This is a genomic window from Crossiella sp. S99.2 (genome assembly GCF_023094165.1).
Taxonomy (GTDB): domain Bacteria; phylum Actinomycetota; class Actinomycetes; order Mycobacteriales; family Pseudonocardiaceae; genus Crossiella.
On sequence record NZ_JALMDK010000004.1, the window covers coordinates 626,983 to 648,792 of the forward strand.

21 protein-coding genes are annotated in these 21,810 nt (G+C 71.7%); 5 read left to right on the plus strand and 16 right to left on the minus strand.

The features are described 5' to 3' along the window. Window positions 1-140: 140 nt before the first annotated feature. Together MZC64_RS18640 and MZC64_RS18645 are read right to left on the minus strand one after the other, a co-directional pair. Window positions 141-590 carry a GNAT family N-acetyltransferase gene (locus MZC64_RS18640; RefSeq protein ID WP_247757998.1) on the minus strand — a complete coding sequence of 150 codons (450 nt, stop codon included), beginning with the start codon at window positions 588-590 and terminating at the stop codon, window positions 141-143. Next, a complete protein-coding gene (locus tag MZC64_RS18645; protein ID WP_247757999.1) occupies window positions 590-2,203 on the minus strand; it encodes an amidohydrolase in 1,614 nt (537 codons plus the stop codon). The genes MZC64_RS18640 and MZC64_RS18645 overlap by 1 nt, the downstream gene beginning before the upstream one ends. A gap of 95 nt (window positions 2,204-2,298) precedes the next feature. Between MZC64_RS18645 and MZC64_RS18650 the strand changes: the two genes are divergently transcribed. The 4 genes from MZC64_RS18650 to MZC64_RS18665 are packed head-to-tail and all read left to right on the plus strand — an operon-like array spanning window position 2,299 to window position 5,798. Continuing rightward, window positions 2,299-3,060 (plus strand): enoyl-CoA hydratase/isomerase family protein, encoded by a 762-nt coding sequence (locus MZC64_RS18650; RefSeq protein ID WP_247758000.1) that lies wholly within the window; start codon window positions 2,299-2,301, stop codon window positions 3,058-3,060. Continuing rightward, window positions 3,053-4,687: an AMP-binding protein gene (locus MZC64_RS18655; protein WP_247758001.1), complete on the plus strand. Its 1,635-nt coding sequence runs from the start codon at window positions 3,053-3,055 to the stop codon at window positions 4,685-4,687. The genes MZC64_RS18650 and MZC64_RS18655 overlap by 8 nt, the downstream gene beginning before the upstream one ends. Beyond that, the gene (locus tag MZC64_RS18660; protein WP_247758002.1) at window positions 4,678-5,130 is read left to right on the plus strand and encodes a thioesterase family protein; all 453 of its coding nucleotides are present in this window, start codon (window positions 4,678-4,680) and stop codon (window positions 5,128-5,130) included. Before MZC64_RS18655 ends, MZC64_RS18660 begins: the two co-directional genes overlap by 10 nt. Then, a complete protein-coding gene (locus MZC64_RS18665) occupies window positions 5,127-5,798 on the plus strand; it encodes a TetR/AcrR family transcriptional regulator (protein WP_247758003.1) in 672 nt (223 codons plus the stop codon). The genes MZC64_RS18660 and MZC64_RS18665 overlap by 4 nt, the downstream gene beginning before the upstream one ends. On the opposite strand, the gene MZC64_RS18670 is transcribed toward MZC64_RS18665, so the two are convergent. The 13 genes from MZC64_RS18670 to MZC64_RS18730 form a co-directional block, all read right to left on the minus strand. Continuing rightward, window positions 5,764-6,225, minus strand: a complete 462-nt coding sequence (locus MZC64_RS18670) for a hypothetical protein (protein WP_247758004.1) — start codon at window positions 6,223-6,225, stop codon at window positions 5,764-5,766. The genes MZC64_RS18665 and MZC64_RS18670 overlap by 35 nt on opposite strands. A 153-nt stretch (window positions 6,226-6,378) precedes the next feature. Next, window positions 6,379-7,083: a calcium-binding protein gene (locus MZC64_RS18675; RefSeq protein ID WP_247758005.1), complete on the minus strand. Its 705-nt coding sequence runs from the start codon at window positions 7,081-7,083 to the stop codon at window positions 6,379-6,381. A 164-nt stretch (window positions 7,084-7,247) separates the two neighbouring features. After that, window positions 7,248-8,021 (minus strand): enoyl-CoA hydratase, encoded by a 774-nt coding sequence (locus MZC64_RS18680; RefSeq protein WP_247758006.1) that lies wholly within the window; start codon window positions 8,019-8,021, stop codon window positions 7,248-7,250. Further along, entirely contained in the window at window positions 8,018-8,917 is a 900-nt protein-coding gene (mmsB, locus tag MZC64_RS18685; protein ID WP_247758007.1) for a 3-hydroxyisobutyrate dehydrogenase, read from the minus strand. The genes MZC64_RS18680 and mmsB overlap by 4 nt, the downstream gene beginning before the upstream one ends. Further along, window positions 8,914-9,951, minus strand: a complete 1,038-nt coding sequence (locus tag MZC64_RS18690) for an enoyl-CoA hydratase/isomerase family protein (RefSeq protein WP_247758008.1) — start codon at window positions 9,949-9,951, stop codon at window positions 8,914-8,916. The genes mmsB and MZC64_RS18690 overlap by 4 nt, the downstream gene beginning before the upstream one ends. After that, complete coding sequence (locus MZC64_RS18695) at window positions 9,948-11,117, minus strand: isobutyryl-CoA dehydrogenase (protein WP_247758009.1); 1,170 nt, start codon at window positions 11,115-11,117, stop codon at window positions 9,948-9,950. The genes MZC64_RS18690 and MZC64_RS18695 overlap by 4 nt, the downstream gene beginning before the upstream one ends. Before the next feature lie 4 nt (window positions 11,118-11,121). Further along, window positions 11,122-12,621, minus strand: a complete 1,500-nt coding sequence (locus MZC64_RS18700) for a CoA-acylating methylmalonate-semialdehyde dehydrogenase (RefSeq protein WP_247758010.1) — start codon at window positions 12,619-12,621, stop codon at window positions 11,122-11,124. A gap of 266 nt (window positions 12,622-12,887) precedes the next feature. Beyond that, on the minus strand, window positions 12,888-15,257 hold the full coding sequence (locus tag MZC64_RS18705; protein ID WP_247758011.1) for a hypothetical protein: 2,370 nt from the start codon (window positions 15,255-15,257) through the stop codon (window positions 12,888-12,890). Next, the gene (locus MZC64_RS18710) at window positions 15,254-16,396 is read right to left on the minus strand and encodes a hypothetical protein (protein ID WP_247758012.1); all 1,143 of its coding nucleotides are present in this window, start codon (window positions 16,394-16,396) and stop codon (window positions 15,254-15,256) included. Before MZC64_RS18710 ends, MZC64_RS18705 begins: the two co-directional genes overlap by 4 nt. Before the next feature lie 79 nt (window positions 16,397-16,475). After that, window positions 16,476-17,735 carry a glycosyltransferase gene (locus MZC64_RS48725; protein ID WP_247758013.1) on the minus strand — a complete coding sequence of 420 codons (1,260 nt, stop codon included), beginning with the start codon at window positions 17,733-17,735 and terminating at the stop codon, window positions 16,476-16,478. Continuing rightward, window positions 17,732-17,932: a ferredoxin gene (locus tag MZC64_RS18720; protein ID WP_247758014.1), complete on the minus strand. Its 201-nt coding sequence runs from the start codon at window positions 17,930-17,932 to the stop codon at window positions 17,732-17,734. The genes MZC64_RS48725 and MZC64_RS18720 overlap by 4 nt, the downstream gene beginning before the upstream one ends. Further along, entirely contained in the window at window positions 17,932-19,140 is a 1,209-nt protein-coding gene (locus tag MZC64_RS18725) for a cytochrome P450 (protein ID WP_247758015.1), read from the minus strand. Before MZC64_RS18725 ends, MZC64_RS18720 begins: the two co-directional genes overlap by 1 nt. A 77-nt stretch (window positions 19,141-19,217) precedes the next feature. Next, on the minus strand, window positions 19,218-19,943 hold the full coding sequence (locus MZC64_RS18730; protein ID WP_247758016.1) for an SDR family NAD(P)-dependent oxidoreductase: 726 nt from the start codon (window positions 19,941-19,943) through the stop codon (window positions 19,218-19,220). A gap of 76 nt (window positions 19,944-20,019) precedes the next feature. On the opposite strand from MZC64_RS18730, the gene MZC64_RS18735 reads away from it, so the two are divergent. Further along, window positions 20,020-20,544: a MarR family transcriptional regulator gene (locus MZC64_RS18735; protein WP_247758017.1), complete on the plus strand. Its 525-nt coding sequence runs from the start codon at window positions 20,020-20,022 to the stop codon at window positions 20,542-20,544. Window position 20,545: 1 nt separating this feature from the next. Here the strand turns inward: MZC64_RS18735 and MZC64_RS18740 are convergent, their stop codons facing one another. Then, complete coding sequence (locus MZC64_RS18740) at window positions 20,546-21,802, minus strand: MFS transporter (RefSeq protein WP_247758018.1); 1,257 nt, start codon at window positions 21,800-21,802, stop codon at window positions 20,546-20,548. Window positions 21,803-21,810 lie beyond the last annotated feature (8 nt).

Here is a 21,810-nt window from a genome sequence, read left to right on the forward strand (position 1 = left end):
TGGGCGCGCGCGGCGTGGGCGCGGCTGGTGGTCGTGGGCGAGACAGGCAGTGTGGGCGCGGCTGGCGGTCGTGGACGCGACAGGCGGCGTGGGCGCGGCTGGTCTCGCTCTCGCCTTGGCCCTGGCTGCCCTGCTTTGGCTCAGCCGGCCGGGACGTTCCAGCGGTACCGGGTCCAGCCGTCCACCGGGTGGGCGCCCAGACTGCGGTAGAAGCCTTCGGCGGAGGTGTTGCCCCAGCGGACTTCCCATTCGACTCGGCCGTCGGTGCGACAGCGGAGTTCGGCGAGCAGTTCGCGGCCCAGGCCGTAGCCGCGGTAGCCGGCGCGGACGAACAGGTCGTCGAGCCAGATGCCGGGTTGGGCGGCCCAGGTGGAGAAGGTGTTGTGCCACAGGGCGAAGCCGGCTGTGGTGCCGGGGCGGTCCGGTGGTTCGGCGATCAGGACCGCGGCCCAGGGCTGGGGGCCGAAGAGGTGTTCGGCCATGTCGGCGCGGTTGAGGGTGAGGGTTTGGTTGCCCTCGTAGGTGGCGTGTTCCTGGATCAGGTCGCAGATGTCGTCCAGGTCTGCGGGGGTGGCCTCGCGTACCGGCATCAGAAGCCCTCGGGGTTGTGCGCCAGGGTGCCGTCCAGGGCGGTGGCGCGGACCTGTGCCGCGTCGAAACCCTCGGTCACCGGGTCGGCCGACAGCACGGCGAAGTCGGCGAGTTTGCCAGGGGTCAGGGTGCCCACCCGGTGTTCGCGGAAGGCGGCGTAGGCCGAGCCCCAGGTGTAGGCGCGCAGGGCCTGTTCCGGGGTGAGGCGTTCGGATTCCGGGCCGAAGGGGACGCCGGTGGCGGTGTGCCGGTGGACCATGTCGGCCATGCCCAGCAACGGGTTCCCGTTCACCACCGGACGGTCCGAGCTGCCCGGCAGCGGAATGCCCGCGTCCAGGAAACTGCGCTGGCGATAGCACCAGTCGATCCGATGGTCGCCCAGGGCCGAGGCCATGCCGTCGCCGAGTTCGCTGAGAAACCTGCCCTGCGGGACCGGGATGACGCCGAGTTCGGCGATCCGGGCGATCTCGGCCGGGCCCGCGATGGCGCAGTGCTCGATCCGGTGGCGGTGGTCGGGGCGCGGATTGCGTTGCAGCGCGGCGGCATAGGCGTCCAGGACCTCGGCGATGGCGCGATCGCCGATGGCGTGGGTGGCGATCTGCCAGCCCGCGGCGTGCAGGCGGTCGATCAGCTCGCGCAGGTCGGCCTCGGGCAGCTGGAAGTAGCCGCGGTTGTCCGGGTCGCCAGCGAACGGCTCGTGCATGGCGGCGGTACGGCCGACCAGCGAACCGTCGGCGAAGATCTTCACCGGGCCGATGCGCAGGTGGTCGTCGCCGAAGCCGCTGTGCAGCCCGAGGTCCAGGCCGAGGCTGACCTGGTCGGACGGGTGCCGGTCCAGCTCGTGCAAGGCGTCGGAGATGACCATCAGGGTGGTGCGGACGTGCAGCTTCCCGGCGGCGCGGGCGCGCTGGTAGGCGGCGATCTCCAGCGGGGTGCGGCCGATCCAGCCGCCGCCGACCCCGGCCTCCTGCACGCTGGTGATGCCCTCGGTGAGGTACTGCCTGGTGGCGCGGTCGATCGAGCGCTCGACCACATCCAGGGGGGTCGGGTAGACCAGCGGTCGCAGCAGCAGCTGGGCCTGTTCGCGGAGCAGGCCGGTGGGTTCGCCGTGTTCGTCCCGGCCCAGGTCACCGCCTTCGGGCACGGTGGCCAGATCGAGCTTGCGCAGGACCAGAGAGTTGACCACGCACATGTGGCCGGAGGTGTGCTTGAGCCACACGTGGTGGTCCGGGGCTGCACGGTCCAGGCCGGTGCGGGTCGGGTGGCCGCCGGCGAGTTTGGTCTGGTCGTAGCCGCTGCCGATCACCCAGCTGCCCGCGGGCTGCCCGGCCGCGCGGCGGGCGATGGCGGCGTAGACCTCCTGGGTGCTGCGGCAGTCGTTGAGCGGGACCTCGTCCAGGCTCATGCCGTACCAGGACAGATGGTTGTGCGCGTCGTGGAAACCGGGGGTCACGGTCGAGCCGCCCAGGTCGATCCGTTGCCGGGCGGACAGGTCCGCGCAGTCCTGGCCCAGGGCCACGATCCGGCCGTCGAGCACCGCGAGGGCGTCGGTGACCCCTGCCGCGCCACCGGTGCGCACCCGCGCGTTGTGGAAGACCGTGTCCACCCGCATTCGCTGCCTCCCTTGACCTTCCGCCGTGCGTCCGGGACTCTATCGATCGATCGATCGGGAGTCGAGACCCTGATCGCCGAGGAGAGGGCGGGCCGTTGGAGCGCACCGTGCAGCACACCGAGGCCGACGGGGTGGCGGTGCTCGCGCTCAACCGGCCGCACCGGCTCAACGCGGTGGCCCCAGCGCTGGTCACTGACCTGGTGGCGGCCCTGCGCGCGGTCGCCGACTCCCCCGCCCGCGCGGTGCTGCTCACCGGCAACGGCCGCGCCTTCTGCGCGGGCCACGACCTCAAGGAGCCGGTGGAGTCCGGGGACGGGCAGGCGAGCAGGCTGCGACTGGAGCAGATCCAGGAGGTCACCCGGCTGATCAGGGGCCTGCCGCAGCCGGTGATCGCGGCGGTGCACGGGTACGCGCTGGGCGCTGGGGCGGAGTTCGCGCTGGGCTGTGACCTGGTGCTGGCCGCGCCGGACGCGATCTTCGGGTTTCCCGAGGTGAGCCTGGGACTGAGTGTGACGGGGGCGGCGTCGCGGTTGCTGCCGTTGCTGGTGGGGCCGTTGAAGGCCAAGGAGTTGCTGCTGCTCGGGGAACGGGTGGACGCGCGCACGGCCCTGGAACTGGGGCTGGTGAACGCGGTGACCGGGGCCGGGGAGTTGCTGCCCACGGCGATGGAGTGGGCGCGGCGGCTGGCCGCGCAGCCGGCGCAGGCGATGACCTTGGCCAAGCGGGCGCTGGATCGCGGGATCGACTCGAGCGTGGAGGGGGCGTTGGAGTTGGAGGTGGCGCACGCGCTCATCACCGACGGGTCGGCGGATGTGACCGCGGCGACGGACGGGTTCCGGCGGCGGGCCGATGGCTAGGCGGGGCGGGGAGCAGGGGCGGGCAGGGGTCGGCGAGGCCGGGCGGACGACGGTTGCGGGCCGGGCTGGGGAGCCTGCGCAGGGCGGGGAACCGGGGGCCGGTGCGGAATTCCGGGTTGAGGAGCTGGCGACCCTGGTTGCCGTTGCGGCGCGACGGTGGCCGGAGCGGGTTGCCTGGACCTTCGACCAGACCGGGGTTGAGTTGAGTTTCGCCGAGGTGCATCGGCGGTCCGATGAACTCGCGTTCGCGCTGGCCGCTCGTGGGGTGCGGCCAGGTGACCGGGTGGCGCTGATGTTGCGCAATCAGCCGGAGTTTCCGTTGTGCTGGTTGGCGATCGCCAAGCTTGGCGCGATCATGGTGCCGGTCAACGTGCAGTACCGGGAGCTGGACGCGACCCATGTGCTCGCGCATTCCGGGGCGCGGATCGTGGTGGCGGCGGCGGAGTTCGTCCGGCTGCTCGATGCCATCCGGGAACGGACCGAGCTGGAAGTGGTGCTGACCCCGGCGGAACTGGGGGACGCGCCCGTCGTACCGCTGGTGGCTCCGGTGGCGGAGCAGGCGGTCAACATCCAGTACACCTCGGGCACCACCGGGCGGCCCAAGGGTTGTGTGTTGCCGCATCGGTATTGGCTGACCCTGGCCGGGGGGCTGGTGCGGGACTTCCCCGCCATTGACGAGCGGGATGTTCTGCTTACCGCGCAACCTTTTCACTACATCGATCCGCAGTGGAACGTAGTGCTGGGGCTGCTCGCGGGGGCCCGGCTGGTGGTGCTGGACCGGTTCCACCCGGCCTCCTTCGCCGAGCGGGTCCGGCACCATGAGGTGACCTGGTTCTACTGCCTCGGGTTGATGCCGACGTTGCTACTACGGCAACCTGCCTCGGCGCTGGACACCGCGCACCGGGTGCGGGCGGTGTACGCCTCCGCGATTCCGTTGGAGCTGCACGCCGAACTGGAGCGGCGCTGGGGAGTACCCTGGTTCGAGGCGTTCGGGATGACCGAGACGGGTGGGGACATCCGGGACTCGGTGGCGGGGCACGAGACCCGGGTGGGCACCGGGTGTCTCGGGCTGCCCACGCCGGAGCGGGAAGCCATGATCGCCGATGAGTCCGGCGAGCCGTTGCCGCGCGGGCACACCGGCGAGCTGGTGTTGCGGGGCAGCGGGATGATGCAGGGGTACTACCGGGATCCGGCGGCGACCGCGCTGGTCTTCCGCGGTGGCTGGTTCCACACCGGTGATCTGGCCCGGATGGATGAGCAGGGCCGGATCTACTACGTGGGGCGCACCAAGGACATGATCCGGCGCAGTGGCGAGAACATCGCGGCGGCCGAGGTGGAGCAGGCGTTGCTGCTGCACCCGGACGTGCGGCTGGCTGCGGTGGTGGCGGTGCCGGATGAACTGCGCGGGGAAGAGGTGCTCGCCTACGTGGTCCCGGCTGACGGGGTCACCGCGGATCCCGTCGCGCTGGCGGAGTTCTGCGCCGGGCAGCTGGCCTACTTCAAGGTGCCGCGGTTCTGGGTGTTCCGGGATGCCTTGCCGTTGACCGCCTCGGAGCGGGTGGCCAAGGGCGAGCTGCCCCGGGTGTCCGCCGGGAGTTTCGACCGGGTCGAGGCGCGATGGGTGTGACCGGGTTCCGGCACGACACGCCGGTGTACTTCGACGAGCTGGACCTCAACGGGCATCTGCACAACGCCCGGTTCGCGCTGCACGTGGAGCGGGCGACCTCCGCCTTGTTCGAGTCCCTCGGCTACGGCTGGACCGGTTTCGCCGACCGGCACCCCGACCTGGTGTACGCGGTGCGCGAGCTGAACCTGGAGTTCCTCGCCCCGTTCAGCTCCCCCGGCCCGCTGCGCACCGAACTCTGGGTGCACCGCCTGGGCCGCACGAGCTGCGTGTACGGCTTCCGCTGCACCGATCCGACCGAGGGTCCGACCTACGCCAGGGGACGGCGGGCGGTGGTGAAGCTTGGCCCCGGCGGTCGTCCGGAACCGTGGTCTGCCACCATGCGTGACATCCTCGGCGGGTTGCACCGGGCCGAGGGACCCCCAGCGGACGAGGAGCGCCGGTGACCGTGACCAAGGCCGCCAAAGCACCGCCTGCCGCGGAACGCATCCGGCAGGCCGCGCTGACCCTGTTCGCGGCCAAGGGTTTCCACGGCACCGGGATCCGGGATCTGGCCGAGACCGCGGGGCTGTCCTCGGCCAGCCTGTACCACTACATGGGCACCAAGGAGGACCTGCTGCTGGCGATCATGCGCGAGTGCATGACCCGGCTGCTGACCGCGGGCAGGCGGGTGTTCCTGGACGATCCGGATCCGCGGTCGCGGCTGGCGGGGCTGGTGCAGGTGCACGTGCTCAGCCACGCGGTGCACCCGCTGGAGACCGCGGTGGTGGACAACGAACTGCGCGCGCTCTCCGCCACCGCCCGCGCCGGCATCGTGGCCCAGCGGGATGAGTACGAGGACCTGTGGCGGGCGGCCATCGAGGACGGCTGCGCCAGTGGCGTGTTCCGGACCTCGGCCCCGGCGGTGACCCGGCTGGCGCTGCTGGAGATGTGCAGCGGGGTGGCCCGGTGGTACTCGCCGCGCGGCAGGCTGGCGCTGACCGAACTGGCCACGCACTTCACCGAGATCGCCTACGGCGCGCTGCACGCGGAACCGTCCACAGTGGACGTCGAGGCGGCGCGGCGGCGGACCAGGCTGGTCACCGAGGTGTGGGGCGTGCCGGTGCGGCGTTGAGGGTCTCGCCGGTCGGCGTGCGCGCCGTGCAGACCAGCGGCTGACCCGGTTCCGCGGTGCGGGTGGCCAGCACGCGTTCCCGGCTCCGGCCCTTGTCCAGGGTGATCACGCAGGTGAGTCCGGCCGATGGGGTGGCGATGGCGACCTTGGCCTCCGCGCCCGCCGGGATGAGGACCTCGGTGCTCCAGGGCGGGGTGACGCTGTTCGCGGTGGCCGGGGTGGGCGCCTGGGTGCGGTCGGCGCCGCTGCCCTGGCTGTACTCGACGCTGGCCGGGCCGGTGCCGCCGGTGACCTGGTAGGTGACCGCGTAGGCGTCGATCGGGCGGTAGACCACGGTCAGCAGGTAGGTCAGGTAGGCCGCCGCGACCAGGCCGACCACGCCGAGCGAGGCCAGCACCGTGCGGGTCACCGGGGAGAGCGCCTTCACCCGGCCAGCTTCCCACCGGGTGGCGCGACACCGGTGGGAAGCCGGGTGGATCGGGCGTGTCCGGGCCGGAAACCCGGCCCTGGTCGGCAGGTGCACGCCGGGCACTCGTCGGGGACCTGGTGGCTGCCGACGCGCACCTGCCATGCCCTCGGACTAGATCAGGATCTCGCAGTTCTGCCGGACCTCGATCCGCCGGTCGCACCGGTCCGCGTTGCCCGCGCCGCCGTTGCCGACGTCATAACCGCTGGGGTCGATCAGGGTGTCGTTGCCCGCACCGCCGGCGAGCTGGTCGTTGCCGGCGCCGCCGTTGATCGTGTCGTTGCCCGCGCCACCGCTGATGATGTCCTCGCCCAGGCCACCGTTCAGCTCGTCCGCGCCCTGGCCGCCGGTGATCTGGTCCGCGCCTGCCTCGCCGTCGACCCGGTCGGCCCCGGCGCCACCGGTGAGGATGTCGTTGCCCAGGCCACCGAAGATCGTGTCCGCGCCGGGACCGCCGTTGAGCTGGTCGTTTCCGGTCTCGCCACGCAGCAGGTCGGCACCGGCCTCGCCGTCGGCGATGTCGTTGCCCGCGCCGCCGATGAAGGTGTCGTTGCCCGCGCCCAGGCAGACCACGTCGTCCCCGCCGAGGCCGAAGACCACGTCGTCGCCGCCCAGAGTGACCACCACGTCCACGCCGGGCGTGCCGACGAAGACGTCATTGGCGTTGGTGCCCACGAAGGTGGCGCTGCGACCGGCACAGGTCTCCTGGGCCGGGGCGGCGTAGGCGGCCATCGTCGGCACCAGCAGCGCGGCACTCGCCAGCGCGGCCACCGACATCGACCTCAGCAGCATTCTTCCCTTGTCCCGCAACGTACTCACGATCCTTCCGCATCGGGGCTCCGGTCGACCGACTGTCCACAGTGGATGGACAATCGGTCGGCCGGGGATACGGAAGGGACGCTACGGCGGCAAAACTTGGACTCGAAGACCCCGAGGGGTGATACCGGCGGCACCCCGGGAAAGGGCGAATCCCGCCGACTGGCTCAGTTGTGCAGGAACTTCGGGTCGCGCTTGTCGATGAAGGCGGCCATGCCTTCCTTCTGGTCCGCGGTGGCGAAGGTGGCGTGGAAGAGCCTGCGCTCGAACCGGACGCCCTCGGCCAGGGTGGTCTCGTAGGCGCGGTTCACCGCCTCCTTGGCCATGATCGCGATCGGCGCGGACATGCCTGCGATGATGGTCGCGGTGGCCAGCGCGTTGTCCAGCAGGTCCGCCGCCGGGACGATCCGGGACACCAGTCCGGCCCGCTCGGCCTCCTCGGCGCCCATCATCCGCCCGGTCAGGCACAGCTCCATCGCCTTGGCCTTGCCGATGGCCCTGGTCAGCCGCTGTGAGCCGCCGATGCCGGGGATCACGCCGAGCTTGATCTCGGGCTGGCCGAACTTGGCGTTGTCCGCGGCCAGCAGCACATCGCAGATCATGGCCAGCTCGCAGCCGCCGCCCAGGGCGTACCCGGCGACCGCGGCGATGATCGGCTTGCGCACCTGGGCGAGCTGGTCCCATTCGGCGAACCAGTCGTCCAGGTAGACCTGCGGGTAGCCGTTGGGCTGCATCTCCTTGATGTCCGCCCCGGCCGCGAACGCCTTGGCCGAGCCGGTGATCACGATCGCGCCGATGTCCGGGTCGCGGTCGAGTTCGCGGGCCACCGTGGTGACCTCGCGCATCAGCTCCAGGTTCAGCGCGTTGAGCGCCTTGGGGCGGTTGAGGGTGATCAGGCCGACCCGGTCATGCCGTTCGACGAGGATGGTCTGGTGGCTCACGCCTGTTCTCCCTTGGCCGAGCGGTCGCGGATGGCGTTGATGATGCCGGAGAAGTCGGTGCCCGCGCCGCCGTCGGCGGCGTAGGCGCGGAACAGTTCGGCGGTGTGCTTGCCCAGCGCGGTGTCCGCGCCGGTCTCGGCCGCCGCCGCCTCGGCCAGGCCGAGGTCCTTGAGCATCAGCGCGGTGGCGAAACCGGGCTGGTAGTCCCGGTTGGCCGGGCTGCCGGGGACCGGGCCGGGCACCGGGCAGTTGGTGGTCAGCGCCCAGCACTGGCCGGAGGCGGTGGAGGCCACGTCGAAGAGGGCCTGGTGGGACAGGCCGAGCTTCTCGCCGAGCACGAACGCCTCGCCGACGGCGACCATGGAGATGCCCAGGATGAGGTTGTTGCAGATCTTGGCGGCCTGGCCGGCGCCGGAGTCGCCGCAGTGCACCGAGCGGCGGCCCATCACGGCCAGCAGTCCCTCGGCGCGGGCGAAGTTGTCGGTGGAGCCGCCTACCATGAAGGTCAGGGTGGCGGCCTGGGCGCCGACGACGCCTCCGGAGACCGGGGCGTCGATCGCGGCGTGCCCCGCGCTGACGGCTGCCTCGGCGGCCTGCCGGGCGGCGGCCACGTCAATGGTGGAGCAGTCCAGGAACAGGGTGCCGGGCTTGGCCTCGACCAGGACCTCGCGGTAGCAGTCGAGCACGTGCGCGCCGCTGGGCAGCATGGTGATGACCACCTCGGCCTCGCGCACGGCCTGCACCGCGCTGCCCGCCGGGGCGACGCCCGCCGCTTCGGCGGCGTCCACCGCGGCGGCCACCGGGTCGTAGCCGTGCACGGTGTGCCCGGCCTTGACCAGGTTGGCGGCCATCGGCCCACCCATGTTGCCCAGGCCGAGGAATCCGATGACGGTCATGCCGTACCTCCGAACACGGGCTGCTGCCCAGGCTGGGCGAGGAAGTAGCTCTCGACCGCGGCGTCGTCGACCTCGGCCAGGGTGGCCGGGCGCCAGGTCGGGTTGCGGTCCTTGTCGATCACCGCGGCGCGGATGCCCTCGCCGAGGTCCGGTGCGGTGAGGAACCGGCTGACCAGGCGGTGTTCCAGGTTGAGGCAGTCCTCCAGGGTGGCCAGGCCACGGGCGGTGCGCAGCGCGCGCAGGGTCACCTTGACCGCGGTGGGCGCCTTGGCCTGGATCTCCTTGGCCGCGGCCTCGGCGGCCGGGTGCCCGCTGCCGAGCAGGTTGTCCAGGATCTGCTCGACGCTGTCCGCGGCGTAGCAGGAGTCGATCCACTCCCGGTCGGCGGCGAACTGGCCTGCCGGGGGGACTTCGGCGCGCGCGGCGATCTGCACCAGCAGTTCGTCGGCTGGCAGCTCGGCCAGTTCGGCCAGTGCCGCGCTGGGCAGGTACTGGTCGGCCAGGCCGAGCAGGATCGCGTCCGCGGCGCCGACCCGGCCGCCGGTCAGGCCCAGGTGCGTGCCCAGTTCACCGGGCGCGCGGGAGAGCAGGTAGGTGCCGCCGACGTCGGGGATGAAGCCGATGGAGACCTCGGGCATGCCGATCGCGGAGCGTTCGGTGACCACCCGGACCGAGCCGTGCGCGGACACGCCGACCCCGCCGCCCATCACCAGGCCGTCCATGAACACCACGTACGGCTTGGGATAGTTCGCGATCAGCGCGTTGATCAGGTATTCCTCGCGCCAGAACTCGATCGGCCCGTCGGTGCCGTCCTGGATGGCCTGGTAGATGCTGCGGATGTCGCCGCCGGCGCACAGGCCGCGTTCGCCCGCGCCGTCGAGCAGCACCGCGTGCACCGTCGGGTCCTGGGCCCACGCGGTGAGCGCGGCGCCCATCTCGCGCAGCATGTCGTCGCTGAGCGCGTTGATCGCGCGCGGGCGGTTGAGGGTGATCCGCCCGACGCCGCCGCTGACCCGGATGAGGATGTCGCTCATTTGTCACCGCCCATCAGGCCGCGGGAGACGATGACCCGCATGATCTCGTTGGTCCCTTCGAGGATCTGGTGCACCCGCAGGTCACGCACGATCTTCTCCACTCCGTACTCGGCGAGGTATCCATACCCACCGTGCAGTTGCAGCGCCTGGTTCGCCACTTCGAAACCGGTGTCGGTGCCGAACCGCTTGGCCATCGCGCACAGCCGGGTGGCCTCCGGGTGCCGGGCGTCCAGCGCCGAGGCCGCCCGCCACAGCAGCAGCCGGGCCGCCTCCAGTTCGGTGCCCATGTCGGCCACGGTGAACCGCAGCGCCTGCTGTTTGCTCAGCGGCCCGCCGAACGCGGTGCGCTGGCCCAGGTGCGTGATCGCCTTGTCCAGCGCGGCCTGCGCGCCGCCGAGGGAGCAGGCGGCGATGTTGATCCGGCCGCCGTCCAGGCCGGACATGGCGATGCGGAAGCCGTTGCCCTCGCCGCCGATCAGGTTGGCCGCGGGCACCCGCGCGCCGTCCAGGATCACCTGCCGGGTGGGCTGGGCGTTCCAGCCCATCTTCTGCTCGTTCGGGCCGAACTCCAGGCCGGGCGTGTCCCTGGGCACCGCGAACGCGGACACCCCGCTCGCGCCGGGACCGCCGGTGCGGGCCATGACCAGGTAGAAGTCCGAGGTCCCCGCACCGGAGATGAACTGCTTGACCCCGGTGAGCACGTACTCCTCGCCGTCCCGGACCGCGCTGGTGCGCAGCGCGGCGGCGTCCGAGCCCGCGTCGGGTTCGGTGAGGCAGTAGCTGGCCAGCAGGTCCATCGAGACCAGGCCGGGCAGCCAGCGGGCGCGCTGGGCGTCGTCGCCGAAGCGGTCGACCATGCCGGCGACCATGTTGTGGATGGACAGGTACCCGGCGATGGACGGGCAGCCGGTGGCCAGGGACTCGAACACGAGCACCGCGTCCAGGCGGCTGAGCCCGGACCCGCCGTGTTCCTCGCCGACGTAGATGCCGCCCATGCCCAGCTGCGCGGCCTTGCGCAGCACGTCGACCGGGAAGTGCTTGCGCTGGTCCCAGTCCACCGCGTGCGGGGCGAGGTGTTCGGCGGCGAAGTCGGCGGCCATCTCCCGGATGGCGCGCTGATCCTCGTTGAGCCCGAACACGTCCGGGCGGATCTCGGAGATGGTCATCGGCTCAGTCCATGGTCGGGATGACGAAGGACGCGCCTTCCTTGACCCCGGAAGGCCAGCGCGAGGTGACCGTCTTGGTCCTGGTGTAGAACTTGAACGAGTCGGGTCCGTGCTGGTTGAGGTCGCCGAAGCCGGAGCGCTTCCAGCCGCCGAAGGTGTGGTAGGCCACCGGCACCGGGATCGGCACGTTGACGCCGACCATGCCAGCGCGCACCCGGCGGGAGAAGTCGCGGGCGGTGTCGCCGTCCCTGGTGAAGATCGCCACGCCGTTGCCGTACTCGTGCTCCGACGGCAGTCGCAGCGCCTGCTCGTAGTCCTCGGCGCGCACGATGACCAGCACCGGCCCGAAGATCTCCTCCCGGTAGATGCTCATCTCCGGGGTGACGTGGTCGAACAGGCAGGCGCCGAGGAAGTAGCCGTCCTCGTGGCCTGCCAGGGTGAAGTCGCGGCCGTCGGCCAGCAGGGTCGCGCCGTCGGCGACCCCGGCGTCGACGTAGCCGCGGACCTTCTCCAGCAGTCCGGCGCTGGAGAGCGGGCCGAACTCGGCCTGCGCGTCGAAGGAGTGGCCGATGCGCAGTTCCTTGACCCGCTCGGTCAGCTTCTCGGCGAGGGCGTCCGCGGTGGCCTGGCCGACCGGGACGGCGACCGAGATCGCCATGCAGCGCTGACCGGCGGAGCCGAAACCGGCGCCGATCAGGGCGTCCACCACGCCGTCCAGGTCCGCGTCCGGCATGATGATCATGTGGTTCTTGGCGCCGCCGAAGCACTGGGCGCGCTTGCCGTTGGCGGTGGCGGTGGAATAGACGTAGTGCGCGATGTCGGAGGAGCCGACGAAGCCGACCGCCTCGATCCGCGGGTCGGTGAGGATGGTGTCCACCGCGGTCTTGTCGCCGTTGACCACGTTGAGCACGCCCGGCGGCAGACCGGCTTCCAGGAACAGCTCGGCGATCTTCAGCGGCACCGAGGGGTCCCGCTCGGAGGGCTTGAGGATGAAGGAGTTGCCGCAGGCGATCGCGGGGGCGATCTTCCACAGCGGGATCATCGCGGGGAAGTTGAACGGGGTGATCCCGGCGACCACTCCTAGGGGCTGGCGCAGCGAGTGCACGTCGATGCCGCCGCCGGCGCCGTCGGTGAACTCGCCCTTGAGCAGGTGCGGGGCGCCCGCGGCGAACTCGACCACCTCAAGCCCGCGCTGGATGTCGCCCTTGGCGTCGGCGATGGTCTTGCCGTGCTCGCTGGAGAGCAGCTTGGCGAGCACGTCGAGGTCGCGCTGGGCCAGGTCCAGGAAGCGCAGCAGCACCCTGGCCCGCCGCTGCGGGTTCCAGGCGGCCCATTCCACCTGGGCGGCGGCCGCGTCGGCGATGGCCGCCCTGGTCTCCTCGACCGAGGCGAGCGGCACCCTGGCCTGCACCCGCCCGGTGTTGGGGTCGTAGACATCGCCGAAGTTCCCCGAGGTCCCGGGAACCGGCTTGCCGCCGACGAAATGGGTCAGTTCGTGGACCATGGACGCACCCCGCTGTGCTCGGCGAACCCGCCGCGCAAGGGGTTGCCTCGCGGGCCGGTGAGTGATCAGTGCCACCCACGGCCGAACATATAGTAGGACGTCCGACTATGTCGATGCAGAGTGACGGAAGTCCAAGTGTTCCCTCACTGCGGACAGGCCGCCGGGCCGCTCGACCCGGACCACCGCGGGCAGTCCGGCGGCGGCGATCAGGCCGGGCAGGACACTCGCGGGGCCGGGCATCGGCATCCCGGGGCCGGTCGGTGGCGTCAGCGGCCCACCAGGTCCCGGCTGATCAGCGAGGGCAGGTCGACCCCGCACCGCTCGGCCAGTTCGCGCACCGAGTCCGGCAGCGGCAGCAGCTTGCGGATGTCCTTGGTCGACGGGACGCCCTCACTGCCGCCGATCAGGCTGTGCGGGGTGCTCAGCCCGGACAGCTGGTAGCTGCGCCAGGTCGGCGGCTTGCCCTCGGTGAAGGCCAGCGAGCGCCCGCTCCACAGCAGCAGCGCCATGGTGCGGCGGTTGCTCACCACCACCGCGGTGCCGCCCTGCTTGCTGACCGCGGCGAAGTCGGTGATCATCCGGGCTGCCTCGCGCAGCGGTCGCCGGCATTCGCCGGTCACCACCCACGCGCCGTCCAGCCGGTCGATCTCGAACCCTCGCTCGCGCAAATCCTCCTGTACGGCCGCACTCGGTTCGTCCACCGAGTTCTCGGCCAGTTCCAACACCTGCTCGACCTCGGTCACCGTGGTCGTTCTCCCTTCGAACCGCCGAAAGTCCGGCAACAGCGGTTCCACCAACTCGGGCCTGCCGAACGCGGCCCATTCATAACAGCGCTCCCACGCGTGGCGCGCGGTCCGATCGGCGGCTGAGCCGCCCTGCAGATCGGCGTCCTGCAACAACAGGGCGAGGCAGGCGGCGAGCAGGGTGCTCAGCCGCGCCTGTGCCTGGTCGGGCAGTGCCTTCTGCTCGGTCTCGGTGGGGCACAGGGCCTGTGCCAGCTCACCGAGCCCGGTTCGCCAGTCGTCGTCGTGGCCCCACACGCCGGCGGCGATGAGGTCCAGGTAGAGGCAGGTGATCAGCATCCGCACCGGCAGCGGCGAGTCCGCGGTGATCGCGGCCAGCCAGCGGCGGGTGTGCGCGCGGACCTTGTCCCGGTCCTGCTCCGGGATCAGCAGTCCACCGCCGTGGCCCTGCTCGGCCAGCTCGCCGACGGACCAGGCGCTCGGGCGCGGCTCGGGCAGCACGGACACCGCGCCGGGCAGCACCCGCTCGGCCAGCGGGGCGCCCAAAACCGAATGGGTGAACCCGGCGAAGGCGGCCCAATCCGGCCGGAACGGCAGTTGATCAGCGGTAAGCTTGCCGAGGGTGTCGGTGAACCGGCTGAGGCGGGCCGGGTCGGCGAGCAGCTCTGCTGCGGGCCGGTCGGAGAGACCCCATGGGGCCAAGCCCTGACTACTGATCTGTTCGGCGCGGGACGCGCACGCGGTCAGATCGGTGACGTGCACGCCAGCGGAGGCGACCCGGCGCTCGTCCACCAGGGCGCTCACCCGCAGCGCGATCCCCGGTTCCTCGGCGGGGATCCGGGCGCGCACGGGACCGTCGACGTACAGCTCGGCCGCGGGCACGCGATGAGCGGCGAGCCAGCCGTTGTCGGTCAGGGTTTCCACGATGACGCCGTGGGTGCCGCGCGGCACCAGGAACTCCACCACCGTAGTGTCGTCCTCGCGAAATGCGCCGAGCAGGCGGGGTCCCTTTGTGTCCTGGGCCACAACGGTTTTGGGCGGCAGTGGATCTCCATTGCCTTCGGGCGCAACGGTTGTCGCGTCTTCGGGCAGCACGGGCTCCGCGCGCGGGTGCAGACCGGCCAGCACGCAGTCCCCGCCGTCGGCGACCGAGCGCAGCAGCCCGGACTCGGTGAGGTGGCCCCCGGCCAGCGCGGTCCACCGGCCGTTGGCGGCCTGCCACTCGATCAGCGTCGCGCCCGCGGGCGCGGTGCGGACCTCGCGCGGCTGGAGGTGTTCGGTGAGCGCGCGCACCGCGGCCGGGTCGGCGGCGGGTGCGGCGAGGCCGAGGGCGCGGGTCGGTCCGACGGGCAGCTGGGCCAGCAGCGGCTGGGCGAGGTTGCCGAGGAAGCGCAGTCCGGCCTCGCGGGTGCGCGCGGGCACCATGGCGATGGCGATCTCGTCCAGGGTGTCGGCCAGCCAGGACGGCAGGGTCAGCGCCTGCCCGAGGTCGGCCAGCCAGGTGCCGAGATCGGCGAGGGCCGCGGGCCCGTCGTCCAGGCTGCCGCGCACGGCCAGCCACAGGCCGCCGCCCTGCCAGCCGGGCAGGGTCGGATCGCCGGAGCCGACCGCCACCCACACCCGGTCCTCGCCCAGCAGTACGGCGAGGCGGGGCAGGAACGCGCCCGCGCCCAAGGCATGCCCATGCTGGTAGGCCCGCCCGGCGAACCGGACATCGGCCGGCTGGTGCTGGGCCGCCCCGTGCCCGGTGAGCACGGTGACCCTGGCGCCCAGTTCGCGGGCCCTGGGCAGGCAGTGGCGTTCGAGGAAGTCCAGGTCGACGGCGTGGCCGGTGATCAGCAGCTCGCGCAACGGGCCGGTCCACTCGGCGAGCAGGGACAGCGGCGTGCTCACGGGGAGACCTCCAGCAGTCGCGCGCCGAGCGGGGTGACACCGAGGCCGTCGTCCTCGGTGCGGGAGAAGAGGTGGTGGCTGAGGGCGAGGTCGCCGAGGGTGTTGAGGCGGAGCGGGAGGGGGGTGGGGTCGGCGGGGAGGAGGCGGCCGCGGTAGGTGCCGAGCGGGATGCGGTGCGGGTCGGCGGGTGGGAGCGGGCTGCCGTCGACGGGCGAGTGGCCGGGTTGGGCTGCGCTGACTCCGGCAAATGCGGGGTTGGGCGAGACTGGAGCGATCCCGGGTGCCCTGCCCGGCGGGGTGGGGTGGCCGGTGGCGAGGGCTGGGCCGGGTTGGTTGTGGCGGACCGTGATGCGGTGGGCCTGGGCCAGCATGTCGTCGACCAGTTGGCGTCCCAGGGCTCGCAGGCTTTGCTGCGACTCCGCTCGGTGGGCCACGAATCCCGGGTCCAGGTACACGCCGGTCTCGCCCAGGAACGCGGCTTTGGCCTTGCCGCGCAACGTTTCCGCTCGCTGGGACCCGATCAACAGGACCGCCAGGGCGCCGGGGATGGTGTCCTGGCGGGCCAGGGTGAGTTCGGCGGGGGCGGGGTGGCCGTGCGGGTCCGTGTGCGGGGGCAGGTCGGTGGTGAAGGCGGCGACCGTGACGTCCGGCAGGGCGTCGGTGGTGAGTTGGTGTGGGTCGGGATGATCAGCCAGGGCGGTCCACCAGCGTCTCCAGGCATCGGCGCTGTGGCGTCTCAGCAGGAGGCCGCGCCAGGTCTGGGCTACTTCCAGGCTGCGGAGTACCGGGTCTTCGGTGAGGTGGGTGTCGTAGGCGACTGCTTGTTCGGCCGCTTCCTGCCAGTCCTCGGCCTCGGGGAGGAGTTGGGCCGCGCGGGCGAGCATGCGCAGGCTCGCCCGGCGCGGCCGGTCCTCGGCGGGCCAGGTATGTCGGCCGGTGAGGGTGAGCCACTCGGGGCCGGATCCGGACGGTGGGGAGATTCCGGGCGTGAGGCGGTCGAGGGCGGCCAGGATGGGGGCTTCGACGTTGAGGGGGTAGTGGGGGTAGCCGGGTGTGCCATTTGGGTCGGTCCAGGTCGGGCCGGACACCACCGAAGACCCGCTTGCGGGGTCGAGCATCGGCACAGTGGCGTTGGGCACGCGCACCCCCTCGTCGATCTTCGGTTACCACCGTGTCACATCAGGACCCGGTTTCCCACCGCGATCGGCCCGAGTGTGATCAGGCTCTGGCTCCCAGGCGGGTCACCGCCTCGATCACCCGGGCCGCGCCGTCCTCCTGCGCCACCCGCTCGGCGAGGGACTGGGCGCGGCGGCGGTAGCCGGGGCCGCGGGCCGCGTCCTTGATCAGCGCGGCCAGCTGGGGGGCGTTGATCTTCTTGATCGGGATCGAGCCGGGACTGACGCCCAGCTCGGCCAGGCGGGCGGCCCACATCGGCTGGTCGCCCAGCACCGGGACCAGCACCGCGGGCACGCCGGCGCGCACGCCCGCGCCGGTGGTGCCAGCGCCGCCGTGGTGCACCACCGCGGCCATCCGCGGGAACAGCCACTCGTGCGGCACGTCGCCGATGGAGAGCACGTGCTCGCCGGTGGCGGACAACTCGTTCCACCCGGCCTGGATCACCCCGCGCACCCCGGCCAGCCGCATGGCCTCGACCGCGATCGCCGACAACTCCTCGGCTTTGCCCACGGCCATGCTGCCGAAGGACAGGAACACCGGCGGCTCCCCGGCGGCCAGGAACTCCACCAGTTCGGCGGGCGGCTGGTAGTCCGGGGACAGCCAGGGCCACCAGTAGCCGACCACCTCGGCCGCGGCAGGCCAGTCCGCCGGGCGGGGCAGCACCTGCGGGCTCCAGCCGTGCAGCACCGGCCAGCGGCCGCGGCGCACGTCGGTGTACAGCTCGCCGACGTTGCGCACCCCCAGGCCGCGCAGGTACTGCTTGTACCCGGGCAGCAGCGGGCTGCTCGCCAGGGCGATGCCGCGCATCAGCGCGTGCCCGGCCAGGTTGCCGCGGTGGCCCAGGGAGCGCCCGGCCAAGGACACCGGCGGGAAGTCGCCGGAGGGCACGATGCCGCTGGGGAACAGCTCCAGGCCCATGCTCGGCACGCCCGCGGCCTTGGCCGCCCAGTAGGCGTAGCCGAAGGCGGCGCGGTGGGTCAGCACCAGTTCGGCGCCCTCGATCGCCTGCTGGGTGCCCTGGCCGAGGTCGCTGATCATCTTGCTGGCGAAGCGGATCTGCGCGGGCAGGGCACGCAGTCCGGTGCCGTTGCGCTGGAAGTCCAAACCGGTCTCGCTGGCGAAATCCTCCCGGATGTTGCCGGGCATCGCCCGGAAACCGAGTCCGGCCGCCCGGATCATCGGCTCGAACAACCGTTGCGCGGCCAGTGAAACCTCGTGCCCGGCGGCCTGCAACCGGCTGCCGAGGCCGATATAGGGCGCGGTGTCCCCGCGCGAGCCCGCCGTGACTATCGCGATCTTCACTGCTTGTCCTCCAAGGTGATCGCCCCCGCCGGGCACAGCTGCGCCGCCTCCCGCACCGCGGCGAACTCACTCGCCGACGGCTCCGGAGTCAGCAGCAGCACCGTCCCGGCGTCCTCGTCCTGGTCGAAGACCGCGGGCGCGGTGAGGGCGCACATGCCCGCGCCACAACAGCGACCGGTGTCGACCTCGACCCGCATCAGGACTCCCAGGTCACCGGGAGGCTGTGCACGCCATAGATGCCCATCCGGGTGCGCATCGGAACCTCCTCGGCCGGCACCGCCAGCCGCAGCGCAGGGAACCGCTCGAACAGCCTGCGGTACCCGATCCGCATCTCCACCCTGGCCAGCTGCTGGCCGAGGCACTGGTGCACGCCGTGTCCGAAGGCCAGGTGCCCGCTGGCGTGCCGGTGCAGGTCCAGCTCGTCCGGGTGCTCGAACTTCTCCGGATCCCGGTTGGCCGTCGGCGTGTGCAGCACCACGCACTCACCCTCGCGCACCTGGACCCCGCCGATCTCGACATCCGCCAGCGCGGCGCGTTGCAGCCCGAAATGGGTGATGGTCAGGTAGCGCAGCAGTTCCTCGACCGCGGGCTCGATCAGTTCCGGTTCGGCCTGCAAAGCCTTGAGCTGCGCCGGATTCCGCAGCAGCGCGAAGGCGCCGAGGGCCAGCATGTTCGCGGTGGTCTCGTGTCCGGCGGTGAGCAGCAGCAGGGCGAAGGAGACCAGCTCCTCCTGATCCAGTTCGCCGCCGGTGACCAGCCCGCTGAGCAGGTCGTCGGCCGGTTCGGCCCGCTTGCGGGTGATCAGCTCGCTGAGGTAGCCCATGATCTCGCCGAAGGCGGCCATGACCTCCTCGTCACCGGATTCCAGGTTCATCATCAGCTTGGTGCGCTCGTGGAAGACCGCACGCTCGGCATAGGGCACGCCGAGCAGTTCGCAGATCACCAGGGACGGGATGGCCAGGGCGTAGTCGTGCACCAGTTCGGCGGGCGGACCCTTGCGCGCCATGGCATCCAGGTGTTCCTCGGCGATCTGCTCGATCCGCGGGATCAGCTGGTTCATCCGGCGCACGGTGAACTGGCCGGTGAGCAGCTTGCGGTAGTGGCTGTGCTCGGGCGCGTCCATCTGGATGAACATGCCGCGCGGCACCGGCGGCAGCGCCTTGCCCTTGAACCGCTCCACGTCGATGGGCACGTGCCGCAGCTCGCCGCGGGAGCTGAACCGCGGGTCGGCCAGCACCTGGCGGGCCAGCGCGTGGTTGGTGACCACCCAGCCCAGGTGGCCGTCGGCGAACCGCATCCGGGCTATCGGTTCGGACGCCCTGAGCTGCCCCAACTGTTCAGGCGGGTCGAAGGGGCAGCCGCTGGGCCGGGTGGTGGGCAACGCGTTCGGCAACGAGATCGTCATGTCGCCAAGCTACAGAGGTTTCACAAAGTCGTGAAGTTAATGTTCCGTATAAATCCTCCTGGCCGGGTGGACCTTGGTCAGCGGGTGGTGTGCGCGCCGCCGTTGACGTTCAGCGTCTGCCCGGTGATGTGCCGGGCGCCCGCGGAGGCCAGGAAATAGGTGGTCTCGGCGATGTCGGCGGGCACGCCGGCCCGGCCGTTGTGGGTTGCCTCGATCAGCTGGACCTTCCGCTCCTCGCTGAGCTGACCGCGGAAGAACTCGGTCTCGACGTGGTAGCCGGGTGAGATCAGGTTGGCGGTCAACCCCTTGGAACCCACCTCCGCGGACAGCCCCGCGGTCCACGCGGCCAGGGCCGCTTTCGCCGCGCCGTAAGAGGTGGACGCGTACTCGGCGGCAATGGAACCGACGTTGACGATCGCACCGCCAGGCCGCAGCTTGTCGAGCACGGCCTCGGTGGTGAGCACGGCGCTGAGCAGGTTGGCCTCCAGGTTCGCCAGCCAGGCCGCGCGCACCTGCTCCAGGCGGGTTCCCGGCCGCTCCGACTGGTCGAGGTCGGTGTTGCCACCGGCCATGTTGACCAGCACGTCCAGATCCGGGCCCAGCTCGCCCGCCAGCCGCGCCACCTGCGCTGGATCCGTTGCGTCGCAGGTGATTGCCTTGGCGCCCAGCTCGGCGGCGACCCGGTCCAGGCGGTGCGCGTTGCGCCCGGTGATGAACACGACGTCCTCGGCGGCGCGGAACCGGGCGGCCACCGCCTTGCCCAGTCCGCTGCCGCCACCGGTGACCAGCACGATTCGACTCATCACTACTCCCCCATCTGCTATGTTTAGCTCTAAACGTAGCAAGAGGGGTGGGCGCTTGTCCAAGGATCGCGATGCCGTGGGGTACCCCCTAGATTCGACCTCCGCGTGGCCGGCGGCCGATATCGCCGCGTCCTGGCAACGGGAACTGCCCGGCGTGCGCACCGAGTCGATCGAGATCATCACGCCGGTGTGGCGGATCGCGAAGGTCCTCGCGGACGACCGGCGGCGCACCCTGGCCAGACTCGGCGTTGATCCGTCCACTTTGGACTTGTTGAGTGTGATCCGGCGGTCCGGCCCGCCCTATGCCCTCACCACCCGCGAGATCACCCGGCGAACGCTGATCACCGCGGGCGCGGTGTCCCAGCGGATCGCCCGCGCCGAGCAGGCCGGACTGGTGGCGCGGGCGCCGTCGACCGCCTCGCGGCGCGCGGTCGAGGTCAGTCTCACCGAGGCCGGGCACCGGCTGATCGAAACCACGGTGCGCCAGCTACTCGATCACGAGGCGGAGTTGATCGCCGCGCTCACCGCCGAGGAACGCGCCACCCTGACCGGTTTCCTGGCCAGGCTGGAAGAAACCCTGGCCCCGCCGGAACCGGAGTGACTCAGCCCGCGGCCAGCGCGGTGCGCCGCCGGATGGCCGGGCCGATGGCGAGTGCGCCCGCCGCGCCGAGCAGGCCGAGGGCGAGGCAGCCGAACCAGGCCGCGGCGGGTCCGCCGTGCTGGTAGACCCAGGTGCCCAGCAGTGGCCCGGTGAACGCGGCGGCGCTGAAGCCGAAGCCGATCGCGGCCTGGTAGCGGCCACGCGCGGCGGGCGGCGCGAGGTCGGCGGCGAGCGAGCCGAGCAGGCCGGCCATGGCGATCTCGCCGAGGGTCCACACGATCACGGTCAGCACGTACTCCAGCGCCGTCTCGGCCAGTCCGGTCAGGGCCATGCCCGCGCCGACCACGGCCCAGGCCAGGGCGAGCACCCGCATCCGGTCGAACCTGGCCACCCAGGCGGCGGCCAGGGGTTGCAGGATGACGATGAGCACGCCGTTGACCGCGATGATGGTGCCGTAGCCTGCCGCGCCGAGCCCGGAGTCCTTGACCGCCAACGGAATGATGACCTCGGCCTGGCTGTACACGGTGGCGTGCGCCAGCACCAGCAGCACCACGCCGAGCAACAGCCGGTCCCGGAACAACTCCCGCATGCCGAACTTCGGACCGTCCACAGTGGACTTGACCACGCGTTCGGCCGAGCGCGGGATGCCGAGCCAGACGATGATCGCGAAGGCGGTGCAGCCGGTGGCGTTGAGCGCGAACAGCAGCCAGTAGCCGGAGTCGGCGAGGTGCCCGGCCATCACGCTGGCCACCGAGAATCCGAGGTTGATGGCCCAGAACTGGAGGCCGTAGGCCTTGGTGAGCAGTGGACGCTCGACCACGTCGGCGATCAGCGCGGCGGCGGCCGGGCGGAAGATGTCGGCCACCACGCCGTGCAGGAAGGCCGCGGTGACCAGCATCGGCAGTCCCTGCGCGGCGCCGAGGAAGGTGAGGCAGGCGGCGCTGGCGAGCAGGCCGAGCACCAGAGTGAACCGGCGGCCACCTATCCGGATCCCCGTCGCTTCGCTCGCCCAGGCCAGGTCGGTGAGCACCCCGCCGACCGGCTGGCTGATCAGCGCGCCGACGCCCTTGGCCGCCAGCACCAGGCCGACCTGTTCCAGGGGGATGCCGATCGCGGTGAGGTAGAGGACCAGGAAGCCGGAGACCACGCCGCCGATGCGGTTGACCAGACTGCCGTAGAAGAGGATCCAGAACGGGCGCGGCAGGCCGGCGAACGGGCCGGTGCGCGCCGGGCGGGGCAGGGTGGTCTCGGTGGTCACGGGCTGAG